This window comes from Shewanella marisflavi, assembly GCF_023283925.1.
In the GTDB taxonomy this organism is placed as follows: domain Bacteria; phylum Pseudomonadota; class Gammaproteobacteria; order Enterobacterales; family Shewanellaceae; genus Shewanella; species Shewanella marisflavi.
In genome coordinates this window covers 433,077-451,428 of record NZ_JAKIKX010000002.1, presented here as the reverse complement: position 1 = coordinate 451,428, position 18,352 = coordinate 433,077, and the positions used below count along the sequence as shown (strand labels likewise).

Genomic DNA, 18,352 nt, shown 5'->3' with positions numbered 1-18,352 from the left:
GGGTGACTCAAAGCCGGCATTATGCCGGCTTTTGTGTTCACCGAGACACCGCATTGGAGATGAGATTTGACGTTTCAATATGTAGAGGATGATGCCAGCCTAAGTGAGCTGGTGGCTAAGTATCGTCAGGCCAAGGTCCTGATGTTAGATACCGAATTTGTACGGACCCGTACCTATTATGCCAAGCTCGGCCTGATCCAAGTATATGATGGGCAAACCCTGGCCTTGATCGATCCGGTAGCAGTCAGCGATCTCTCTGCATTTTGGGCCCTGCTTGAGCGAGACGATATGGTGACCGTATTGCACTCATGCAGCGAAGATCTCGAGGTGCTGGCCCGTTATGGGCGTTGTCAGCCTAAGCGCTTATTTGATAGTCAGATTGCTGCGGCGCTGTGCGGCTTTGGTCATGGCATGGGCTATGCCAAATTGGTGGAGCACTGCCTGGGTGTGCAGCTGGATAAAGGCGAGTCGCGCACCGACTGGATGAAGCGTCCGCTGAGTGATGCCCAGCTACATTATGCGGCCAATGATGTGGATTACCTGTATCAGCTCTATCCTCAGCTGTTAGAAAAACTCGAGCAGAGCGGCCGTCTCGAATGGCTATTTGAGGAGGGCGAGCGCATGACCCAGGGGCGTTTGGATACCCCAGATGGTGACACTGCCTATCTTAAGGTAAAAAATGCCTTCCAGTTAACGCCAAAACAACTGGCTTACCTTAAGGTTATTGCCAAGTGGCGCCTGCAAAAGGCCCTCGACAGAGACTTAGCCCTGGGCTTTGTGATTAAAGATCATGCCTTGCTGGCACTGGCAAAGAAACAGCCAAAGAGTAGCGGCGAGATCTTCAGAATGACCGAGCTGACCGAGCAGGAAAAGCGTATGCACGCCAAGGCGATAGTTGCCGAGTTGGCAAAAGCGGATCTGGATAACCTGCCCGAAGCGATAGATGTGATCGCCGTTAAGCCTGGTTATAAATCGGCATTTAAGGCGGTTAAGAATGCGTTGACGCAAGTGGCTGAAAGCAATGAAGTACCAATGGAGCTGGTGGGGTCGAAGCGACACATTCATGAATATCTGCAATGGCGCTGGAATGACGGCCAGGGTGACCTACCACTGGTGCTTCAGGGATGGCGCGGCGCGCTGACACAAGACGTGCTCAGCCAAGTAGATTGCTAAACCAGCTAAGCTAAACCGACTAAGCTAAACCAGCCAAGCTAAACCAGCTAAGCTAAACAAAAAGCCCTCATTAAGAGGGCTTTTTACTGTGTGCTTAAGCGTGTAAGACCTACTTTTCTGGCAGGGTGACGTTTAACTCAAGCACCGACAGATTGTCATCGTTCTGATCTATCTGTACCGATACCTGATCGCTGTCTATCTGCACATACTTGCGGATCACCTCGATGATCTCCTGCTTCATTGCAGGAAAATAATCAGGCGCATCGCGCTCGCCACGCTGGTGGGCGACGATGATCTGCAATCTTTCCTTGGCGGTCACCGCAGTTGTTGGCTCTTTTTTCGCTCTGAAGTAATCGAGTAAAGACATAATTAGCTACCAAATATCCTTTTTAAGAATCCTTTTTTCTCTTCGGTGACAAAACGCATCTCAACGTCTTCACCCGTTAAACGTGCTACGGCATCACTGTAGGCCTTACCGGCGTCGCTTTCTTGGTCGATGATCACAGGTACACCTGAGTTAGAGGCTTTTAGCACGGCTTGAGACTCAGGTATCACCCCAAGTAACGGAATGGCCAGGATCTCTTCTACGTCGGCAACGCTAAGCATCTCACCAGTAGCGACACGGGTAGGGGAGTAGCGCGTCAGCAGTAGTAACTCCTTGACCGGCTCAAGTCCCTCTTCGGCGCGCTTAGACTTACTCTGAAGCATGCCTAAGATACGGTCAGAGTCGCGTACCGAGCTGACCTCCGGGTTGGTGGTGACAATTGCGGTATCGGCAAAGTAGAGCGCCATCATGGCGCCAGTTTCAATCCCTGCCGGTGAGTCGCAGATGATATATTCAAAGTCCTGCTTAAGATCCTCGAGTACCCGTCCAACGCCCTCTTTGGTCAGCGCGTCTTTGTCTCGGGTTTGGGAAGCGGGTAGCACAAAGAGGTTGCTGGTACGCTTATCTTTGATCAAAGCCTGATTCAGATTGGCTTCGCCGTTAATCACGTTAACAAAATCGTAGACGACGCGGCGCTCGCATCCCATGATGAGATCCAAGTTACGCAGACCGATATCGAAATCGACCACGACTGTCTTATGTCCCTTCAGCGCCAAACCTGTGGCGATGGCCGCACTCGAAGTGGTTTTGCCCACTCCACCTTTTCCTGAGGTGACAACAATAATTTGTGCCATGTTTGTTTCTGTCCTTTTCAATTTTTATAGCGATAGGGCTTCGACGGTAAGGCTGTCACCGTCTAACCGAATACAACCGCTTTTAATCGAGGCATGTGCCTGAAGATTCTCGGTTAACCAATATTGCCCTGCAATGGAGACAAGCTCTGCATCTAAGGTTTGGGCAATGATCACGGCATTCTTATCACCACTGGCACCCGCCATGGCCTTGCCTCTAAGACTACCGTATATGTGTATGCTGCCATCTGCAATCACTTCTGCACCATTGCCCACAGCGCCGATGATGATGAGATCGCCATTTTTTGCGTAAACCTGCTGACCCGAGCGAATATTTTGCTTCACAATTTTGGTGGTTTTAGGCAATTGCGGCTGAGTCTGGCTCTGCTTGCCCGATTTGATCAGGGCTAAACCAAGGGCTTTGGCTTGGTTGGCAATGGCCGTAGGCGCGCCCGTAATGCCAACAATCACCAGTTGCCTGGAGATCAGCAGATCTTTAAGGCCCGCTAGGTTGTACTCGGGATTGGAAATGGCGCTGAGGTTGACCACCAAAGGAGCACCGATAAAAAATTGCGGTGCAATGGCCAGTTTGCCGTCGAGTTCGCTGGCGACTCGGTCGAGATCTGCATCATTAATATGCAGTACCGATAGCGTAAATGAAGAGCCTTTTAATTCGAGGCTAGGTTTCTGCATTCCTAAACTTGCTCTTGATAAAATTAACCGGCATACGCCGGTTAGATATTATTATAATCCTTGCGCACCATGTTATAGTGTGCGCAATTTGCTGGCAAGTTGAATAGACTGGAAATTTCACCCTATATGATCTGTGCTGTATATAAGAGTCGCATAAAAGCTGATTGCTATCTTTTTGTGGAAAAACGCAACGATTTCGAGCGCGTTCCTGAGCCGTTAATGAAAATGTTCGGCACCCCAGAATTGGTCATGATACTGCCTTTGAACAAGCGTTCGCAGTTGGCCCTTGCCGACATTGAGAAAGTAAAAGTTGAACTCGCCGACAAGGGGTATTATCTTCAATTACCACCACCGCCGGTTAACCTACTCGAAGAGTACAAAAAAGAGATAGGTTATAGCAGAGATTAGTCGCCTATAGGAAAGTGCATGTTTTTAAAGAATGTTTTGCTAAGTTCTATACTTGCAAGTGGCCTGATATTGTTCAGTCCTTTGCAGGCAGAAGAAGCGCCGCTCAGTTATGATGCCTATCTTTCTGAGTTAAAGCAGCAAGCAGTCGAGCAGGGTATATCCCAAAGCACCATAGACAAGGTCTTTGAGCAGATTAAGCTGTTTAAGAAGGCCGTCGTTAATGAGAGCGCGGACACGCCACCACAGAATTTAGATGCCTATCTGCCAAGCCGGGTAAGCGAAACGCTGGTCGAGCAGGCAAGAGGCCTGTATCGCGACAACAAAGCCTTATTCGATCGCCTCGGTAAAGAGTTTGAAGTTCAGCCTAGATTTGTGCTGGCCTATTGGGGCATCACGTCGGCGTTCGATGCCAGCGATTATCCGGCTCTGACGGTGATCGCGTCGAACACTTATCATCAGGAGATGAGTGACGGTGATCAGATCTTTATTGCCGCACTTAAACTGATGGAGCGTGACGGTCTGAATTTTGACGACCTCAAGAGCGACGCCTCAGGTTTGATGGGGTATCCCCATTTTACGCCAGCGCAGCTCAAGCAATATGGTCGTGACGGCAATGGTGATGGCAAGGTGGATATCTGGCACGATCTTGCCGACGCCTTTGCTACTACTGCAAACTACCTTAAACAGTTGGGTTGGGACTATGATGGCACCTGGGGCCGTCAGGTCAGGGCGCCAGAAGCCTTACCGCAAGATCTGGTCGGGTTCGAGGTACACAAGGGCTTTGCCCAATGGCAAGCGCTTGGGGTAAGACGATTTGATGGCTCAGATTTGCCATCGAGAAAGGATATGCAAGTGTCGCTGATTATGCCCGACGGTGTGGGTGGACGCAGTTATCTGGTCTACGACAACTACCGAGTGCTCAGAAAGACTCAGGCATCCGACCGTCTCACGCTAGCTGTGACCTATCTGTCAGAAAGAATTAAATACCCTGAGATAAAATAGTCTCTCAGCGGCGCCTCAGTATCGTGGCGCCGAGCACCTTTGCCAAGCAATTGGCCATTGAAAGAATTGTTATCATGTCATTTTGGAAAGAGAAAACCCTCGCACAGATGGATGCCCGGGAGTGGGAATCGCTGTGCGATGGCTGCGGTAAGTGTTGCCTTAATAAGATCATCGATGATGAAACCGATGAGCTCTATTACACCAACGCCGCTTGTAAGCTGCTCGATGATAAAGAGTGCCATTGCATGCACTACGAGCAGCGATTTAATTTTGTCCCCAGCTGCACTAAGGTCACCCTGGAAAATATTGCCGAGCTTACCTGGCTACCGGACAGCTGCGCCTATCGCCGCCTGTATCAGGGCCGGGATCTCCCCAGCTGGCACCCGCTGGTCACAGGTGACAAGCAGCAGATGCACGAGCTGGGGATGTCGACCCGCGACAAGGTAGTGAATGAGAACAAGGTCAGGTACCTTGAGGACCATATTGTGTTATGGCCGCTGAAGGACTGCGACTAGTTCTTCACTCAACTAGTGAAAAGTGGTTTTAGTCTTCTTTGATTGCAATCACTTTGCTGTAGCGTTAGCCATTAATGTTACTTATTGCCTGCGGCAGGCTCTTCGTGCAGATACGCTTGTGAGATTGCTCTGCTACGGTGCCTGTTGGGCTTGATTGTTTGCTAAAGTATCTAACACCATAACTTCATGGTTATCTAACGCCTGCCGGCGGGGGATGTACACGGAAGTACCAATGTCGTGATCACATGGATGTGAAGGAACGACGTATGTGCAAGCACTCTTTTGGCACGCCGACTTTTTGTCAAAGAGAGTCATCCCTGGAGGCTTCACGGCGGCGTCCATGCCGCCGAGAGCCAAAAGCGTGCTTACACCCGTTTTTATCATCTCTTCGATCTAGCCTTTCTGATTACTAGTTGATGTTTGGGCTGGAGCGTCTAGCGACGTTTTGTATTTGGAAGGGCACCTAGAATCATCACTTCATGGTGGATCAATTGCCTGCGGCAGGCTCATGTGCAGATACGTTTGTGAGATAACTCTGCTACTGTGCCTGTTGGGCTTGGTTGTTTGCTAAAGTATCTAAAACCATAATTTCATTGTTATCTAACGCCTGCCCGGCGGGGGAAATGTGGTTGTAGCGTCTACAAGTTTGGGTATTTGATGGGATTTTGAAGGTCATACCTTCATGGCAATCTAACGCCTGCCCGGCGAGGGTTGTGCAGATACCCTTGTGAGACGCCGCAAGTACGCTCCCTGTAGGCTCTACCGTGACATCCCTGTCACGGAAGCTCACCAGCGTATCTACACTGGGTATCTATCGTTTCTTCGATTTAGCATTGTTTGAAAGCTTTCCAGACTTATTGATTGAGTTTTTCTGGATATCAATGTTTGCAAGTCGTTTTATATAGCTAAATAATCAATGTGTTAACTCGATACACCTTGATAAAATAGGTTTGGAAAGCGTTCATACTTATTCTTTCGCATGGCGTATTTGATGAAAAGCTGATAACTTCCTTTTATTACAGTTAGTTAAACAAGAGTATTTTACTGATTTTAAAAGATTAACACGCATGCGCACTAGTAAAATGTTCTTGACCTGCACTAGACGATTTTTAGCAAGAAAGAAGTGATGTTTCCTTCACGACGCAGGGTGGCCTCAAAGTAGCCCCAAGGGCATGGAATATTAACTCACGAATTGGGAGATGTCCTCTCTCCTAATTAAAGTACAATCTGTTCCACGAGACCTGTGGCTCGTGAGCATCGGTCGTTATATTTATCGAGGTAATTGCGAATCATGATGCATCAAATTAATATTGGTAATAAGCATATTCAAATCAATGAGTTTGTATCATCATGCCCAGAATGTGGCTCTCAAATTGAGCCAATAGACACGGGTTTAGTTAATTGGATTAAAAGTCGTAAACACATGATGGAAACTGAGTTTGAATGGGTACTTAAGTGTCCTGCTCAAAAGTGTAAGCGACTAATAATTGCCCGGTACGAGATGAAATCAGAAAAAGAAGGTTACATTAATGGATTCTACAGCCTTTCTGATGTTGTGCCTGCTGGCTTAAAAGCAGTCGCCCAACATGAAGAAGTAGTAAGGATTTCCCCTTTGTTTGTAGAAATATTTAGCCAAGCTAATCATGCTGAGAAACTAGGGCTAAACCAAGTTTGTGGTGTCGGTTATAGGAAAGCCTTAGAGCACTTGCTCAAAGACTACTGTATTCATGAAAACCCTGAAAAACGAGAGTCAATTCAAAAGATACCGCTCATGAATTGTGTTACGTCATTCGTAAACGATGGCAATATCTTGGCTTGTGCAAAAAGGGCTGTATGGCTAGGAAATGACGAAACTCATTATGTTCGCAAATGGGATTTGCAAGACATTACCGATTTAAAGGTTCTGATTAGACTCGTGAGTAACTGGATAATCAATGACGTACTAACAAAACAATATATAGAAATCATGCCAGAAAAAACTTAAAAAGGTATTTAAGAGAGATTCCTTACGTTTTCCGGTTTCGCTTCATTAACAGTATGGCAAGTGTGCGTCACCTAATACACGGAGTTAGGTTTCAAGGAGGTATTTATGTATTTAATAGAGTTATTTGCTGAAAAATCAGACCAAGTAAGGTTGGTTACTTTTCTACTATCAGCTCTTCTCGCCGTCTCTGTGCTTTTGATTAACCAATACATTAATACCAAGAGAAATAAACGAGACTTACTTCTATCCAAAATTGAAGATTTATATAAGACATCGATTCAATATACGAATCTTTGTACCGAAATTCTTGATGATGTTCAGCACCAGAAAGTCGACTATCCATCAGTAAACAAAGAACATAGAAGGGAAATTCAGAATATTCTCCGAAAAATGGAAATGCTATGCGGCTTATATTTTCCTGATTCTGGTTTTGATACCAATGATTATCGACTATGGAATATGGAAATTCTCGAATATCTTGAAAAAGGTAAACATGCAGAGGAAGGCCAAATACATTGTTTGTGGGAGGATGCTCGACAGCACATAGTTAATTCCGATGCAAAATTAGCAGTAATATGCTCCAGTTTAATGAAGTTACATGGCTACAAAACATAACAAGTGATAGTGGCGTTTAGCCTATTTATCTCAGTTTTTGCACATCGTAGCTCCTCATTCTTAAGCAGGAGCTTGTAGCTCGAATCCCTGTCTTATCCTCTTTTCATTACCAATTCCGCCAAATCGAAGAGACGTTAGATACTCAGTGTAAACACGATTTTGGCCCTCGGCGACAGGACGTCGCCGTGGAGCGTATAGGGACATATTCATAGCGTGCCAAAATTGTGTTTGCACATCCCCCGCCGGGCAGGCGTTAGGTTGCAGTGAAGGTACGCTTCAAGACCCCCTTAATAAATGACTTTGTTGGTCGTCGTTACTCAAGCAAATTAAAGGGCCCATTGCAGGGCCATAAAAAACGCCCGTTAGGGGCGTTTTTCAAAAAGCGATACCTTGAGCGCACATCAAGCCTTCTTCGTTGGCATCAATGCCGGAATAATAAACACCACCAAGGCAATCAGGTAAGTGCTGAAGGCGACCACCATCCATTGTGACATGGTGATGCCAAACATCTCCCACGGAATGTCGGTACACATGCCGGTTGGCAGGAAGACTGAAGGTAACCATTCGTGTAGCGGCATCCAGGTCGGGAACTCGGGAAGGAATGAGCAGGTCGAGAAGGGCGACGGATTGGTCTGCATCTCCACTAATTCAAGCGCCAGTTTTAATCCCCATGCACTGCTAATGCCCCAAATTAGCACCCCGATAAAGCGAATTAAACGGTATTGATGGCCGATAACCCCAAGCAGTCCGGCAAGCAGTAATCCTAGGACGGCAACGCGTTGGTAGATACACATGACACAGGGGTCAAGTTTCATCACATATTGGAAAAAGAGGGCACAGCATTCAAGAATAAGTGCCGTAACAAGCAAGGTGCTCCATGCTAATCGTGATTGTGCAAAACGGGTCAGGGCGCTCAACGAAATTCTCCTATAAAAAAACGCCCCTAACTGCTAGAGGCGTTTTTAAGACTTTACGAAACTAAATAAGTTCAGTCAATCAACAAATTAGTGCCCAGAGACGGCGCCTTTAACCGCTTCGGCTGCCGAATGATGGATCAACATATGAGAATCGTAGAAGTATTGGGTCATCTCCGTGAGGAACCCTGTCTCAATGGTAAGAATCCCTACGATTGACAGTACGATGGTGTAAGGTAGCGCCATCATAACCATGCGGCCATAGGAGAGCCTAATCAAAGGTGCGATGGCCGATGTCAGTAGGAAGAGGAACGCCGCCTGACCATTAGGTGTCGCAACCGATGGTAGGTTGGTACCCGTGTTGATAGCCACCGCCAGCAGATCGAACTGATCGCGGGTGATCTGACCATCCAGTAGCGCCGCCTTGACCTCGTTGATATAGACAGTGCCCACAAATACGTTGTCACTCACCATAGAGAGCAGGCCGTTGGCGATGTAGAAGATCACCAGCTGAGTGTTACCTTCGTAACTTAGTGCCCACTGGATCACTGGGGCAAACAGTTGTTGATCGATAATTACGCCAACGATAGCAAAGAATACCGCCAGTAGCGCGGTGAAAGGCAGGGCCTCTTCGAAGGCTTTACCCAGCGCATGTTCGTTGGTGACGCCGTTAAAGGCGGTCGTTAGGATGATCACTGACAGACCAATTAGGCCAACTGACGCCAGGTGGAACGCCAGGCCAACGATGAGCCAAACACCCACAAAGGCCTGGACCACAAGCTTAATTTTGTCATGCTTTGTGCGGCGGGCATCTTCATATGAGGCATAGTCAGAGAGTATCTTATGTACGGCTTCTGGCAGTTGCTGGCCATAGCCAAACCATTTAAATTTCTCCACCAGGAAACAGGTGGCGATACCGGCAAAGAATACTGGAATTGTTACAGGGCCCATACGCAGGGCAAATTCACCAAACTGCCAGTTGGCCTGGGCGGCAATGATCAGGTTTTGTGGTTCACCGACCATGGTACAAACGCCACCCAGTGCAGTACCGACACCAGCATGCATCAGCAGGTTACGCAAGAACCCACGAAACGCCTCGAGTTCATTTTCACACAGTGAATGGCCTTCACCGTGCTGATCTGAGGTGTGATCGTGATCGTCGGAAAAGTTCTTACCTGAAGCGACCTTGTGGTAAATCGAGTAGAAGCCCACGGCGACGGCGATAATAACCGCGATCACGGTTAAGGCGTCGAGGAAGGCCGACAGGAAGGCCGAGGCGATACAGAACATCAAGGAGACCACTACTTTAGAGCGGATCTTGGTGATCATCTTGGTAAACACGAACAGCAGCAGCTGTTTCATGAAGTAGATGCCTGCCACCATAAAGATCAGCAGTAACAAGACTTCAAGGTTGGCCTCAATTTCATGGAGCACCTGGCTAGGTGAGGTCATGCCAATGATCACCGCCTCGATAGCCAGCAAACCACCTGGTTGTAGGGGGTAGCATTTGAGCGCCATCGCTAGGGTGAAAATAAACTCTATTACCAATAACCATCCGGCAACGAATGGATTGAGATAGAAGATTATTGGGTTGATCACTAAAAACGATAAAATTGCGATTTTGAACCACTTAGGAGAATTTCCTAAGAAATTGTCAATAAACGCCTGACTCATGGTCACAGGCATGGCATCCTCTCATCTATATAATTATTTTTTGACAGAAACTTTACATACAGTCTGCTTTTCACATCAGTGTAGCCTAATGATATGTAGAATTTAATACTTTTATGACCGCCATGGGCTAAAAACAGACATTAACTGCAATCTACATCACAAGCTTGTTGATATAGTGTGTATTTTACTCAGTAATGAGATCTCTGTCCTTGATCTTATCCAGTATTGTTACGGATTAGGTTTCCATTTTTCCTCGCTCTGGTATGATCAGTTACCAAAATAACTTTCATTGAATTGGAATAGCGGCCTGATGACAACTGTCCCCAAAGCACCTGTAACGCCCAAAGACAAAGATATTATTGAAGCGAAAGGTCCTGCCAGCTTTGCCGAAAAGTATATTGTTCGTTCTATTTGGGAGGGAAAGTTTCCACCCGGCTCCATCTTACCTGCAGAACGTGAATTATCCGAGCTAATTGGTGTGACTCGCACCACATTGCGTGAAGTGCTACAGCGTCTGGCACGCGATGGCTGGTTAACGATTCAACACGGTAAACCGACACGTGTAAATGATATCTGGGAAACCTCAGGTCTGAATGTGTTGGAAACCATTGCCGACTTGAATCCTGCCGGTGAACCTGTACTGCTGGAGCAACTCTTGTCTGCCCGCACTAACATCAGCGCCATCTACTTCAAGGGCGCTGTGCGTTATAACCCTGATAAGGTGCTTGAAGCGTTAGCGCCGCTGGCGACCCTGAAGGATGAGGCCAAGGCATTTATTGAGTTTGATTATAATCTGCATCATACCCTGGCCTATCACTCTGGTAACCCGCTCTACGTTCTGATCCTTAATGGCTTTAAAGGTCTCTATAGCCGCGTGGGTGAAGAGTATTTTGCTATTGAAAAGGCGAGGGAGTTGGCTCTCGATTTCTATCAGGCACTCGAAGCCTTAGCGAAAGAGCATAACCACCACGATGTACCTGTGCTGATGCGCAGTTACGGTATCAATAGCGGTAAGGTTTGGCAGCGACACAAGAGTAGCCTGCTGCAATCTGCCGAGGCAAACGTCTAATCGTCTGCCATTTGGTGATGCCGTTGTAGTGCTGACATCGAGTTCCCATAGGTGATGAACTAAAGAAAAGCCGCTGAAAACAGCGGCTTTTTTGTGTCAGGCCAATAGCATTAATCGATATCGAAGCTGTAGTAGATATCTAAAGTCTTAGAGATGGTGCCTGAGACGCTTTCCAGATAGAGCTGAGACATCAGGTAGTAGCGCACAGTCATCTCATAACCTGGGTTGAATACGCCCACGCCGTATTTAACCATAAGGTCATCGCCGATATAGCCGCTTATGGCAACTTTACCGTCATCGTTGGCATCGAGTTGAACGTTAGAGATCCCCAGCTTTTCTATCACACTACTTGCAGAGCTACCCACATTGGAAAAGGCATTATCGCCGAGCTGATTGCCCAGAGTCAGGGCGGCGCCCATCATTAAGGCATTGTTTTGATCTGAATCTGAGTTATTCAGCCCAGTTCCCTTGATGATGTAAGAGAGGATCTCAGCTTGCTCTTTGGCAGGGTTTGAAAAGAGGGTGACCACAGGTTTCGCCGGTGTGCCGGTGATGCGCACGCCCGCGATAACATCATCTTCTTTGATCTCCCGTGTCGCTTCAATATTCAGGTTCGGCACGGCCATAGGGCCAATAAACTGTACTTCACCGGCATTGATCGACAGGGTCTGGCCCATGAATTTATAGGTGCCATTGACCACTCTGATGTCACCGTAGAGCAGAGGAGGTTTAAAGGCCGCCTGGCGCAGTTCCAGAGTACCCTGTAGCATGCCCCGCAGTCCCATGCCGTCAATGTTGAGCTTGTCACCGACATTGACCATGATTTGACTGGTAATGGCGATAGGATTTTTTTCCTGCACCTGTGTCGACAGACTGTCGTTAAAGATCACATCATCCGATTGCGCCACACCACCTTCGGGCAACTGTACTATCTTGATATGGCCTGAAGGGATATCTACATTCCCTTGGATATCTAAGTGCTTGTTGCTAAAGCCTATGGTGAGGTCAGGTGAGACATCTAAGATAGCCAGCGGCGGTTGAATAATGGCAAGTTTATCGCCTTTGAACTGAAAATCTCCTTGTAAACCCTCTTGCCAGTTCAGATCCCCTTCAAGTTCTGCCTTGCCTTCGCCCATGGTCCACTGGCTAGTGAGTTTAGCCCCTTGGCCCACGAGTGAGAGTGTTAGCGCTATGTTGTCCAGTAGTGTCGGGTTAGCCGCCGCGGCTAATTGCCCGTCGATGAGGTCAACTGAGCCGGTCAGCTGCGGGCTCTCTAGGGTGCCGCCAAGTGTAATGGCACTGCTCACCCGGCCGTCGAGTACCTCAAGCTGTGGAGTAAAGTCTGCCAGCGCATGGAGGTTGATATCTTTCAGGTCGATTTGGCCGCTGAGACGATGCTCGGGATCTGTGCTGATTTCTACCCCGGCGTTCAGCTTAGCGAAACGTTCAGACTCGAACTTGGCATCGGCGGTAAAACGCTCAGGGGAGAGCTGTGCGCTCAGCTGCAGATACTTATATTGCGCGTTAATCTGGCGTCTGTTGGTGGTTAAGTCAAACTGGCCGGGTGCCATCGCCAGTTCAATCTCGCCTGTAGGTTTCTCTCCTTTGGCCCAATGAAATAGAGCGTCGAGCTGGGTCGGTCCCCGCCAGGTCAGACGATCGGGTAAGATGGGCGAAAGCAGCGCGCCAAGATCACCGCTAAACTGCAGCTGGGTATCGCCCTTGTCGCCAAGTTCTGCAATGTCGGTCAGGCAAAGGCTGGCGGCTTCATGTTGCCAACAGAAAGGCGCGACCTCACCATAGCCTTGTTGCTGATCCCAATAGAGTGCTATGGGCTTGTCCAGTGCCATGTCGCCTAGGCGAGATTTAAGGTTAATACGATTGACGCTGGCATCGAACCTTTGGGCTTTATCATCAAAGCTGGATGCGATGGAGGTTTGCAGCTGGATATCGCCATAGGTCTGCAGCCCCAATTTTTGTTTATTGAGATCGCCTTTAAACCCTAAGGTGAGGGTACTCAAGCTAACGTTTTGCCGTTTGATATCGGATGATTTTAACGACAGGGCAAATTGATGCTCATCCTGGGGACGATAGAAGGCGATCAGTTTTGCCTTCTCGACTTGTATATCGGCGTATTGCAGCTCCACACTATCGGCATTGATGGCAATTTCCGGGTGCTCGTCGTCACCTGAGACATTGATAACCGCCTCGATAGCACCACTTGCCTTGGGGTCCCACAGGCTAAGCGCCGGCACACTCAGATGACCATCGAGAGACCAGTTGTCATCGACACGTCCCGACAAGGTAAGCTCTGACTCTAAGGCATTGAGCTGTAGCTGCTTGGCATTAAGCTGGAATTTGTCATTGATGGCAATATCGCCTTGAAGCCGCAGCGGATAGTTTGCAACGTGACCTTGAAGATCGGCATCGCTGACGCCAATCGCCCACTGTTTGTCACTATAGTCCCCTTGGCTGTGCAAGCTGCCGTTAATTTCTGTCTCGGGCAGGGGCTGCTCAGTGGTGATATTGAGCTGGCTCAGATCCAGTGTCTGGGCGTCGAGCTGCAGATCCCAGTGGAGTTTGTCGCCATAAGCCAGTTGTCCTGCGAGTTTGGCCTTGCCCATCTCACTGTCGACATCCAGCTTAGCGAACGAGAGTTGCTTAGTTTGGTGTTCAAACTCGGCATCGAGCGTAAGCCAAGGATGATAAGGGGTCTTCAGGTCGCCGCTTAGGGTGACACTTTGTTTCTGAAGGTTACCTTGACTATTGAGTGTGAGGATTTTGGTTTCATATTCAGGCTCGGCAAGCGGCCACATCAGATGGGGGCTGGTTAGCGCCACACGATAGGGCAGTAAAGGGGTGTCCAGGTTGATTTCGCCATCCAGGTTGAGATCTAAATGACCTTTGCCTCTTAGTGTTACCGCGAGCCCGGCAAAGCCACCGTTTATTTCCGCTTCTAGCTGCTGGCGTTTCAACTGTGGCAGCTCGGTGAGCTGCTGACTGGCGAGATCGGCCTGCAGGTTCAGCGCCATAGGGTAATCTTGCTCTAGGCTCATATGGCCATCTAGGTGGGCCTTACCATAGTCATGCTGCACATCTAGGCTGTCTAAGGTGATCTTGTAGCCCACATAACTGCCTTGCAGGGCGAAGGCTTGGAAATGATCGATTCTTTGCCCCAGCCTTAGCTCGCTGTTGGTGAGTTCGGCGGTATCGACAAAGATAGGCATGGGAATGGCTACCTCTGGCAACTGAGTGAGTGGCCAGCTATCGGCATCAGCTTGGTCGCTATCAGCAGCCTTATCCGTTTCTGCAGACAGTGGAATATCGATATAGAGACCTTGGCTGGCCAGTTGGTTTACCCTGAGCCCTGTTTCTAACCAGCTGGCCTTGGCTGTGAGGGCGTCGGCATTAAACTGCATCTGGTTGACCCGAACCTTGACCAGTTTCAGATCGCCTTGATTGAGCACTATGCCAAAGGGAAGTACCAGCTGCTGATCATCGGCCTCTGCTACCTCCTCTTTGATGGGCTCTGATCCTTCAGGGTTAGGTGACTCTGTCGCTAGGTCTGGGTTGTCATCTTCACCTTTAAGCTCATCTGTATCTATGTCGACGTGCACCGCCGAGGCACTTAAGGTATCGACACAAAGTTGGCGCTGCAGCAGACATAGCGGACGCCAGTTGAGGGTCAGATCTTGAGTATCAACCACTATGCCCGCCATCTGCCAGTGGGCATGATCTAGGGTTAATTGGCCATTGAGCCGGCCCGCGCTGTAGCTGAGCGATAAATTGGGCACTAAGGCATCGGCCAAGATGACTGACAGGCGCGTACCTAGGGGAGTGCCGATCATTAAGGCCAGCATGATCAGCAGAGCTAAGGGCAGATAGAAAACCAGGCGGATCAGGTTGCGCAGCCAGCGAAGCAGTCGCTTAAAGGGGCTTAGGGGTTTAACCGGCGCCGCGCCCTGGTCATCGGTTTGTGCCAGATCTAGCTCATTGGGCTGGTCAATCATATCTCAGCCCCCATGGTGAAGTGGATACGCCAGCTACGGTCTACGGTTTCGGTTTCGTTAAGGCCGACACCGAGATCCAATTTTATCGGCCCTATGGGCGATATCCAGTGTACGCCGCCACCGACTGAGACAATAGGGTCAAACTGGGTGTCATCAAAGGCATTACCGGCATCGATGAAGGTCCCCAGACGCCAGGTCGGTGTCAGATAGTATTGGTATTCCAGGCTGCCCACTAAAAGATACTGGCCCCCGACAACCATACGGGCCAGTTGCTCTTCAGTATCGATATAGTCGATATAGGGCCCCAATTCCTGATAGCTGTAACCGCGTATGCTTTGATCGCCGCCGGCAAAATAGCGCAGAGAAGGCGGTACCAGCGGCAGATCTTCCTTTTTAACCAGGTTGGCACCGAGATCCAAACGTGACACAAACCTGTGTTTACCAAAGAAGGTATCTATCCATTTAAACTTGGCCTGAATTCGACCCAGGCGCAGATCAGAGCCAAGTTCAGGTTCCGCGTATTCCATGCTGTAAGACTGATAATAGCCAGACTTAGGATCCAGGCTGTTATCTCCCCTGATGGTTTGTGACAGGCTGGTTCCAAACAGAAAGAGATCGGGTTTGTAGTCGATATCCGACTGAGTATATCGTTCGTTGATGGCATCGAGAGAGTAAGTAAAGATCCATTGATTGCCGAACTGTTTCTGTCTGACAACACCAATGAGCTTTTTCACTGACTCGAGTTCGCCCGTGTTGCGATATTCTCGCTTGTCGGGGTCATAGACTTGAGTGACACCATATTTGTCCCTGAGCAGCCCAATTCTTAGCTTGAGTTGGTCATCCAGCGGATGACTCATGGGAATGGTGTAGGTCGTCAGAAACTTTGGCGTGTCGGGTGACCATTCGATACTGGTTTCCTGAGAATGCCCATAGCGGTTAATCTGCGGCATGCGCCAGGTGGCCCTTATTCTGGGGTCTACCTTGTTATCAATAGAATTACCTATGTCGGCACCGACACCCAGCTCGATAGAGTGGGTGGGTCTGGGGCTTAGCTCGACGCGGATGGGGACTCTGTCATCTGCTATCTTGTCGAGTTGTGGTAAAACCTTAATATTGTTGAAGTAACCTGTATCCACTAGCTCTCGGTTGAGGGCGCCCAATTTGCCAGTACTGTACCGCGAGTTCGCTTCGAAAGGGATTAACTGGTCCAGAAAACCTGGCACCAGATCATGGCCGTTAAAGTGAACCTCGCCGATACGATAGCGCGGCCCAGAGTCGTAATGCAGGCTGATCTGTGCACTGTTGAGATCTCGGTTGACCACTATCTGGTTGGTGACATATTTCCCTTCAAAATAGCCGCGGGCAAGGGCATAGGTCAGTAGCTGAGATTTTATCGACTCATAGTCGCCATGGTTGAGCTGATCACCGGGCTTAATGGTGATCTGTTTCAGCCATCGGTCGATCACTTCGTCATCGAGGATCTCGCCCGAGAGGCGAATATCTATCCACTGAATCAGCGTTGGCTCGCCGGGCGTGATGGCCAGGCGTAAGGTCCAGGGCGCATTTTCTGGACTATCGAGCTGAGGTTCAATCTTTGCCTTGTAGTAGCCCATCGAATGCAGCGCGGCTTCTATGTTGTCTTCGGCATTGAAGATGAAGGCGCGGCGTTGTACCTCTGAGTTGGGGATAGTGCCCAGGTGGGCCGTGATATTACGCGTTAGCGCCTCATCGGCGCCGCTAATCTCTACCTTAAGCCATTTATCGGCCCAGGCAGTAGAGGTACCCAAACTCAAACTGAGTAGGGTTAGGAGTAGTAGCCGGGATAAAGAAGATGAGATCCGCAAGAAAAAGGCTCTATCTAGTTGAGAATTTTATTGTTGTTTATTGTCGCAGATTATAGAGGGCAAGCAAGATGGTGATTGTAATTAATGATTAAAATCGGTACAAAGAAGGCAAACAATAACGAGGAAGCCTAACGTGAGAAGCACTATTACCCCCCTAATGTTATCTGGCCTGATGGGTCTATTGATGAGCGCCAATGTGATGGCGCAGACACCGCCTTTTTCTATCGCTATTCATGGCGGCGCGGGAACCATCTCTAAAGCCAATCTGACAGATGAACAGCAACAAGCCTATCGCGACAAGCTTAAACAGGCGGTGGATGCCGGGTATAAGGTGTTGGAGCATGGCGGTGACAGTCTCACTGCCGTCACTACGGCAATCAATATTCTTGAAGACAGCCCGCTCTTTAATGCCGGTAAAGGTGCCGTGTATACCTATGATGGTGGCCACGAGATGGACGCCTCTATTATGGATGGCCGCACCCTGAATGCGGGCGCCGTGGCTGGGGTTAAACATATTAAAAACCCTATCGATCTGGCCCGGGCCGTGATGGATAAATCGCCCCATGTCATGTTGTCAGGTGAAGGGGCTGAAGAGTTTGCCTTGACTCAAGGCTTTGACTTTGTGCCCGTCATCTATTTTGATAGCGATGCTCGCTATCAGCAGTTACTCGATGCCAAGGCCAAATTAAAACAGGCTGAGAGCAATCAAGAGGGCAAGGCTGATTATCAGGCGTCGCTTAACTATTTAGATCTCGATTATAAGTTCGGTACTGTGGGCGCTGTGGCACTGGATAAGCAGGGCAATCTTGCGGCGGGTACCTCAACTGGCGGCATGACGGTAAAACGTTTCGGCCGTATCGGCGACTCGCCAGTGATTGGCGCGGGCACCTATGCGGAAAACCAGGTTTGCGCCGTATCGGCCACCGGCCATGGTGAGTATTTTATTCGCTACCATGTGGCGGGTGATATCTGCGCCAAGGTCAAATATCAGCAAAAATCGATACTGCAGGCCGCCGATGAAGTGATCAATCAACGCCTGATCACCGCAGGCGGCACTGGCGGGGTGATCGCTATCGATCAGCGCGGTAATATCGCGACTCCATTTAATACCGAAGGCATGTACCGTGCGACCCGCAAGCAAGGTGAGCAGGCCAAGGTGATGATCTGGCAGGACAACTAATCACCTACTAGGTCTGCACTGATTGTTTTAGTGCAGGCCGCCCAGAACATCAGATTCGCAATCACGGGCGATTAAGATAAACCTTAGCCCGTGAT

General features: G+C 49.0%; 15 protein-coding genes. 8 read left to right on the top strand and 7 right to left on the bottom strand.

Annotated elements, in window-relative coordinates; genetic code table 11:
• Positions 1–66 precede the first annotated feature (66 nt).
• Positions 67–1,173, top strand: a complete 1,107-nt coding sequence (rnd, locus tag L2712_RS06825; RefSeq protein WP_248977293.1) for a ribonuclease D — start codon at positions 67–69, stop codon at positions 1,171–1,173.
• Positions 1,174–1,282: 109 nt separating this feature from the next.
• Here rnd and minE read toward each other — a convergent pair whose 3' ends face one another.
• Genes minE through minC form a run of 3 tightly spaced genes read right to left on the bottom strand, consistent with a single transcriptional unit; the run spans position 1,283 to position 3,042 of the window.
• On the bottom strand, positions 1,283–1,540 hold the full coding sequence (minE, locus tag L2712_RS06820) for a cell division topological specificity factor MinE (protein ID WP_033539261.1): 258 nt from the start codon (positions 1,538–1,540) through the stop codon (positions 1,283–1,285).
• Between the two features lie 2 nt (positions 1,541–1,542).
• Positions 1,543–2,352: a septum site-determining protein MinD gene (minD, locus tag L2712_RS06815; protein WP_088904487.1), complete on the bottom strand. Its 810-nt coding sequence runs from the start codon at positions 2,350–2,352 to the stop codon at positions 1,543–1,545.
• Positions 2,353–2,376: 24 nt separating this feature from the next.
• Positions 2,377–3,042 carry a septum site-determining protein MinC gene (gene minC, locus L2712_RS06810; RefSeq protein WP_033539263.1) on the bottom strand — a complete coding sequence of 222 codons (666 nt, stop codon included), beginning with the start codon at positions 3,040–3,042 and terminating at the stop codon, positions 2,377–2,379.
• Between the two features lie 126 nt (positions 3,043–3,168).
• Between minC and L2712_RS06805 the strand changes: the two genes are divergently transcribed.
• From L2712_RS06805 to L2712_RS06785, 5 genes are all read left to right on the top strand, one after another.
• The gene (locus L2712_RS06805; RefSeq protein WP_033539264.1) at positions 3,169–3,450 is read left to right on the top strand and encodes a YcgL domain-containing protein; all 282 of its coding nucleotides are present in this window, start codon (positions 3,169–3,171) and stop codon (positions 3,448–3,450) included.
• An 18-nt stretch (positions 3,451–3,468) separates the two neighbouring features.
• Positions 3,469–4,452, top strand: a complete 984-nt coding sequence (locus L2712_RS06800; RefSeq protein WP_248977292.1) for a lytic murein transglycosylase — start codon at positions 3,469–3,471, stop codon at positions 4,450–4,452.
• A 74-nt stretch (positions 4,453–4,526) separates the two neighbouring features.
• On the top strand, positions 4,527–4,967 hold the full coding sequence (locus L2712_RS06795) for a YcgN family cysteine cluster protein (protein ID WP_088904489.1): 441 nt from the start codon (positions 4,527–4,529) through the stop codon (positions 4,965–4,967).
• Positions 4,968–6,258: 1,291 nt separating this feature from the next.
• Positions 6,259–6,951, top strand: a complete 693-nt coding sequence (locus L2712_RS06790) for a hypothetical protein (protein WP_220061078.1) — start codon at positions 6,259–6,261, stop codon at positions 6,949–6,951.
• Positions 6,952–7,056: 105 nt separating this feature from the next.
• Entirely contained in the window at positions 7,057–7,566 is a 510-nt protein-coding gene (locus L2712_RS06785) for a hypothetical protein (protein ID WP_220061077.1), read from the top strand.
• Positions 7,567–7,967: 401 nt separating this feature from the next.
• On the opposite strand, the gene dsbB is transcribed toward L2712_RS06785, so the two are convergent.
• Both dsbB and nhaB read right to left on the bottom strand, forming a co-directional pair.
• Complete coding sequence (dsbB, locus tag L2712_RS06780; RefSeq protein WP_248977291.1) at positions 7,968–8,483, bottom strand: disulfide bond formation protein DsbB; 516 nt, start codon at positions 8,481–8,483, stop codon at positions 7,968–7,970.
• Between the two features lie 87 nt (positions 8,484–8,570).
• Positions 8,571–10,166 (bottom strand): sodium/proton antiporter NhaB, encoded by a 1,596-nt coding sequence (gene nhaB / locus L2712_RS06775; RefSeq protein ID WP_248977290.1) that lies wholly within the window; start codon positions 10,164–10,166, stop codon positions 8,571–8,573.
• 298 nt (positions 10,167–10,464) lie between these two features.
• Here nhaB and fadR point away from each other — a divergent pair, with 298 nt between their 5' ends.
• Positions 10,465–11,223 carry a fatty acid metabolism transcriptional regulator FadR gene (gene fadR / locus L2712_RS06770; RefSeq protein WP_052125478.1) on the top strand — a complete coding sequence of 253 codons (759 nt, stop codon included), beginning with the start codon at positions 10,465–10,467 and terminating at the stop codon, positions 11,221–11,223.
• A 110-nt stretch (positions 11,224–11,333) separates the two neighbouring features.
• Here the strand turns inward: fadR and tamB are convergent, their stop codons facing one another.
• Both tamB and L2712_RS06760 read right to left on the bottom strand, forming a co-directional pair.
• Positions 11,334–15,233, bottom strand: coding sequence for an autotransporter assembly complex protein TamB (gene tamB / locus L2712_RS06765; RefSeq protein ID WP_248977289.1), 3,900 nt, complete (start codon positions 15,231–15,233; stop codon positions 11,334–11,336).
• Complete coding sequence (locus L2712_RS06760; protein WP_428848612.1) at positions 15,230–17,077, bottom strand: autotransporter assembly complex protein TamA; 1,848 nt, start codon at positions 17,075–17,077, stop codon at positions 15,230–15,232. Before L2712_RS06760 ends, tamB begins: the two co-directional genes overlap by 4 nt.
• Positions 17,078–17,234: 157 nt before the next feature.
• On the opposite strand from L2712_RS06760, the gene L2712_RS06755 reads away from it, so the two are divergent.
• A complete protein-coding gene (locus tag L2712_RS06755) occupies positions 17,235–18,257 on the top strand; it encodes an isoaspartyl peptidase/L-asparaginase family protein (protein WP_248977401.1) in 1,023 nt (340 codons plus the stop codon).
• The last annotated feature ends 95 nt before the right edge of the window (positions 18,258–18,352 follow it).

What these genes read in the sequence shown, in the direction of transcription:
- nhaB (WP_248977290.1), bottom strand. Translation starts at nt 10,166, where the DNA reads ATGCCTGTGACCATGAGTCAGGCGTTTATTGACAATTTCTTAGGAAAT.
- fadR (WP_052125478.1), top strand. Translation starts at nt 10,465, where the DNA reads ATGACAACTGTCCCCAAAGCACCTGTAACGCCCAAAGACAAAGATATT.
- L2712_RS06790 (WP_220061078.1), top strand. Translation starts at nt 6,259, where the DNA reads ATGATGCATCAAATTAATATTGGTAATAAGCATATTCAAATCAATGAG.
- L2712_RS06800 (WP_248977292.1), top strand. Translation starts at nt 3,469, where the DNA reads ATGTTTTTAAAGAATGTTTTGCTAAGTTCTATACTTGCAAGTGGCCTG.
- L2712_RS06785 (WP_220061077.1), top strand. Translation starts at nt 7,057, where the DNA reads ATGTATTTAATAGAGTTATTTGCTGAAAAATCAGACCAAGTAAGGTTG.
- minC (WP_033539263.1), bottom strand. Translation starts at nt 3,042, where the DNA reads ATGCAGAAACCTAGCCTCGAATTAAAAGGCTCTTCATTTACGCTATCG.
- L2712_RS06795 (WP_088904489.1), top strand. Translation starts at nt 4,527, where the DNA reads ATGTCATTTTGGAAAGAGAAAACCCTCGCACAGATGGATGCCCGGGAG.
- minD (WP_088904487.1), bottom strand. Translation starts at nt 2,352, where the DNA reads ATGGCACAAATTATTGTTGTCACCTCAGGAAAAGGTGGAGTGGGCAAA.
- L2712_RS06805 (WP_033539264.1), top strand. Translation starts at nt 3,169, where the DNA reads ATGATCTGTGCTGTATATAAGAGTCGCATAAAAGCTGATTGCTATCTT.
- minE (WP_033539261.1), bottom strand. Translation starts at nt 1,540, where the DNA reads ATGTCTTTACTCGATTACTTCAGAGCGAAAAAAGAGCCAACAACTGCG.
- tamB (WP_248977289.1), bottom strand. Translation starts at nt 15,233, where the DNA reads ATGATTGACCAGCCCAATGAGCTAGATCTGGCACAAACCGATGACCAG.
- L2712_RS06755 (WP_248977401.1), top strand. Translation starts at nt 17,235, where the DNA reads ATGTTATCTGGCCTGATGGGTCTATTGATGAGCGCCAATGTGATGGCG.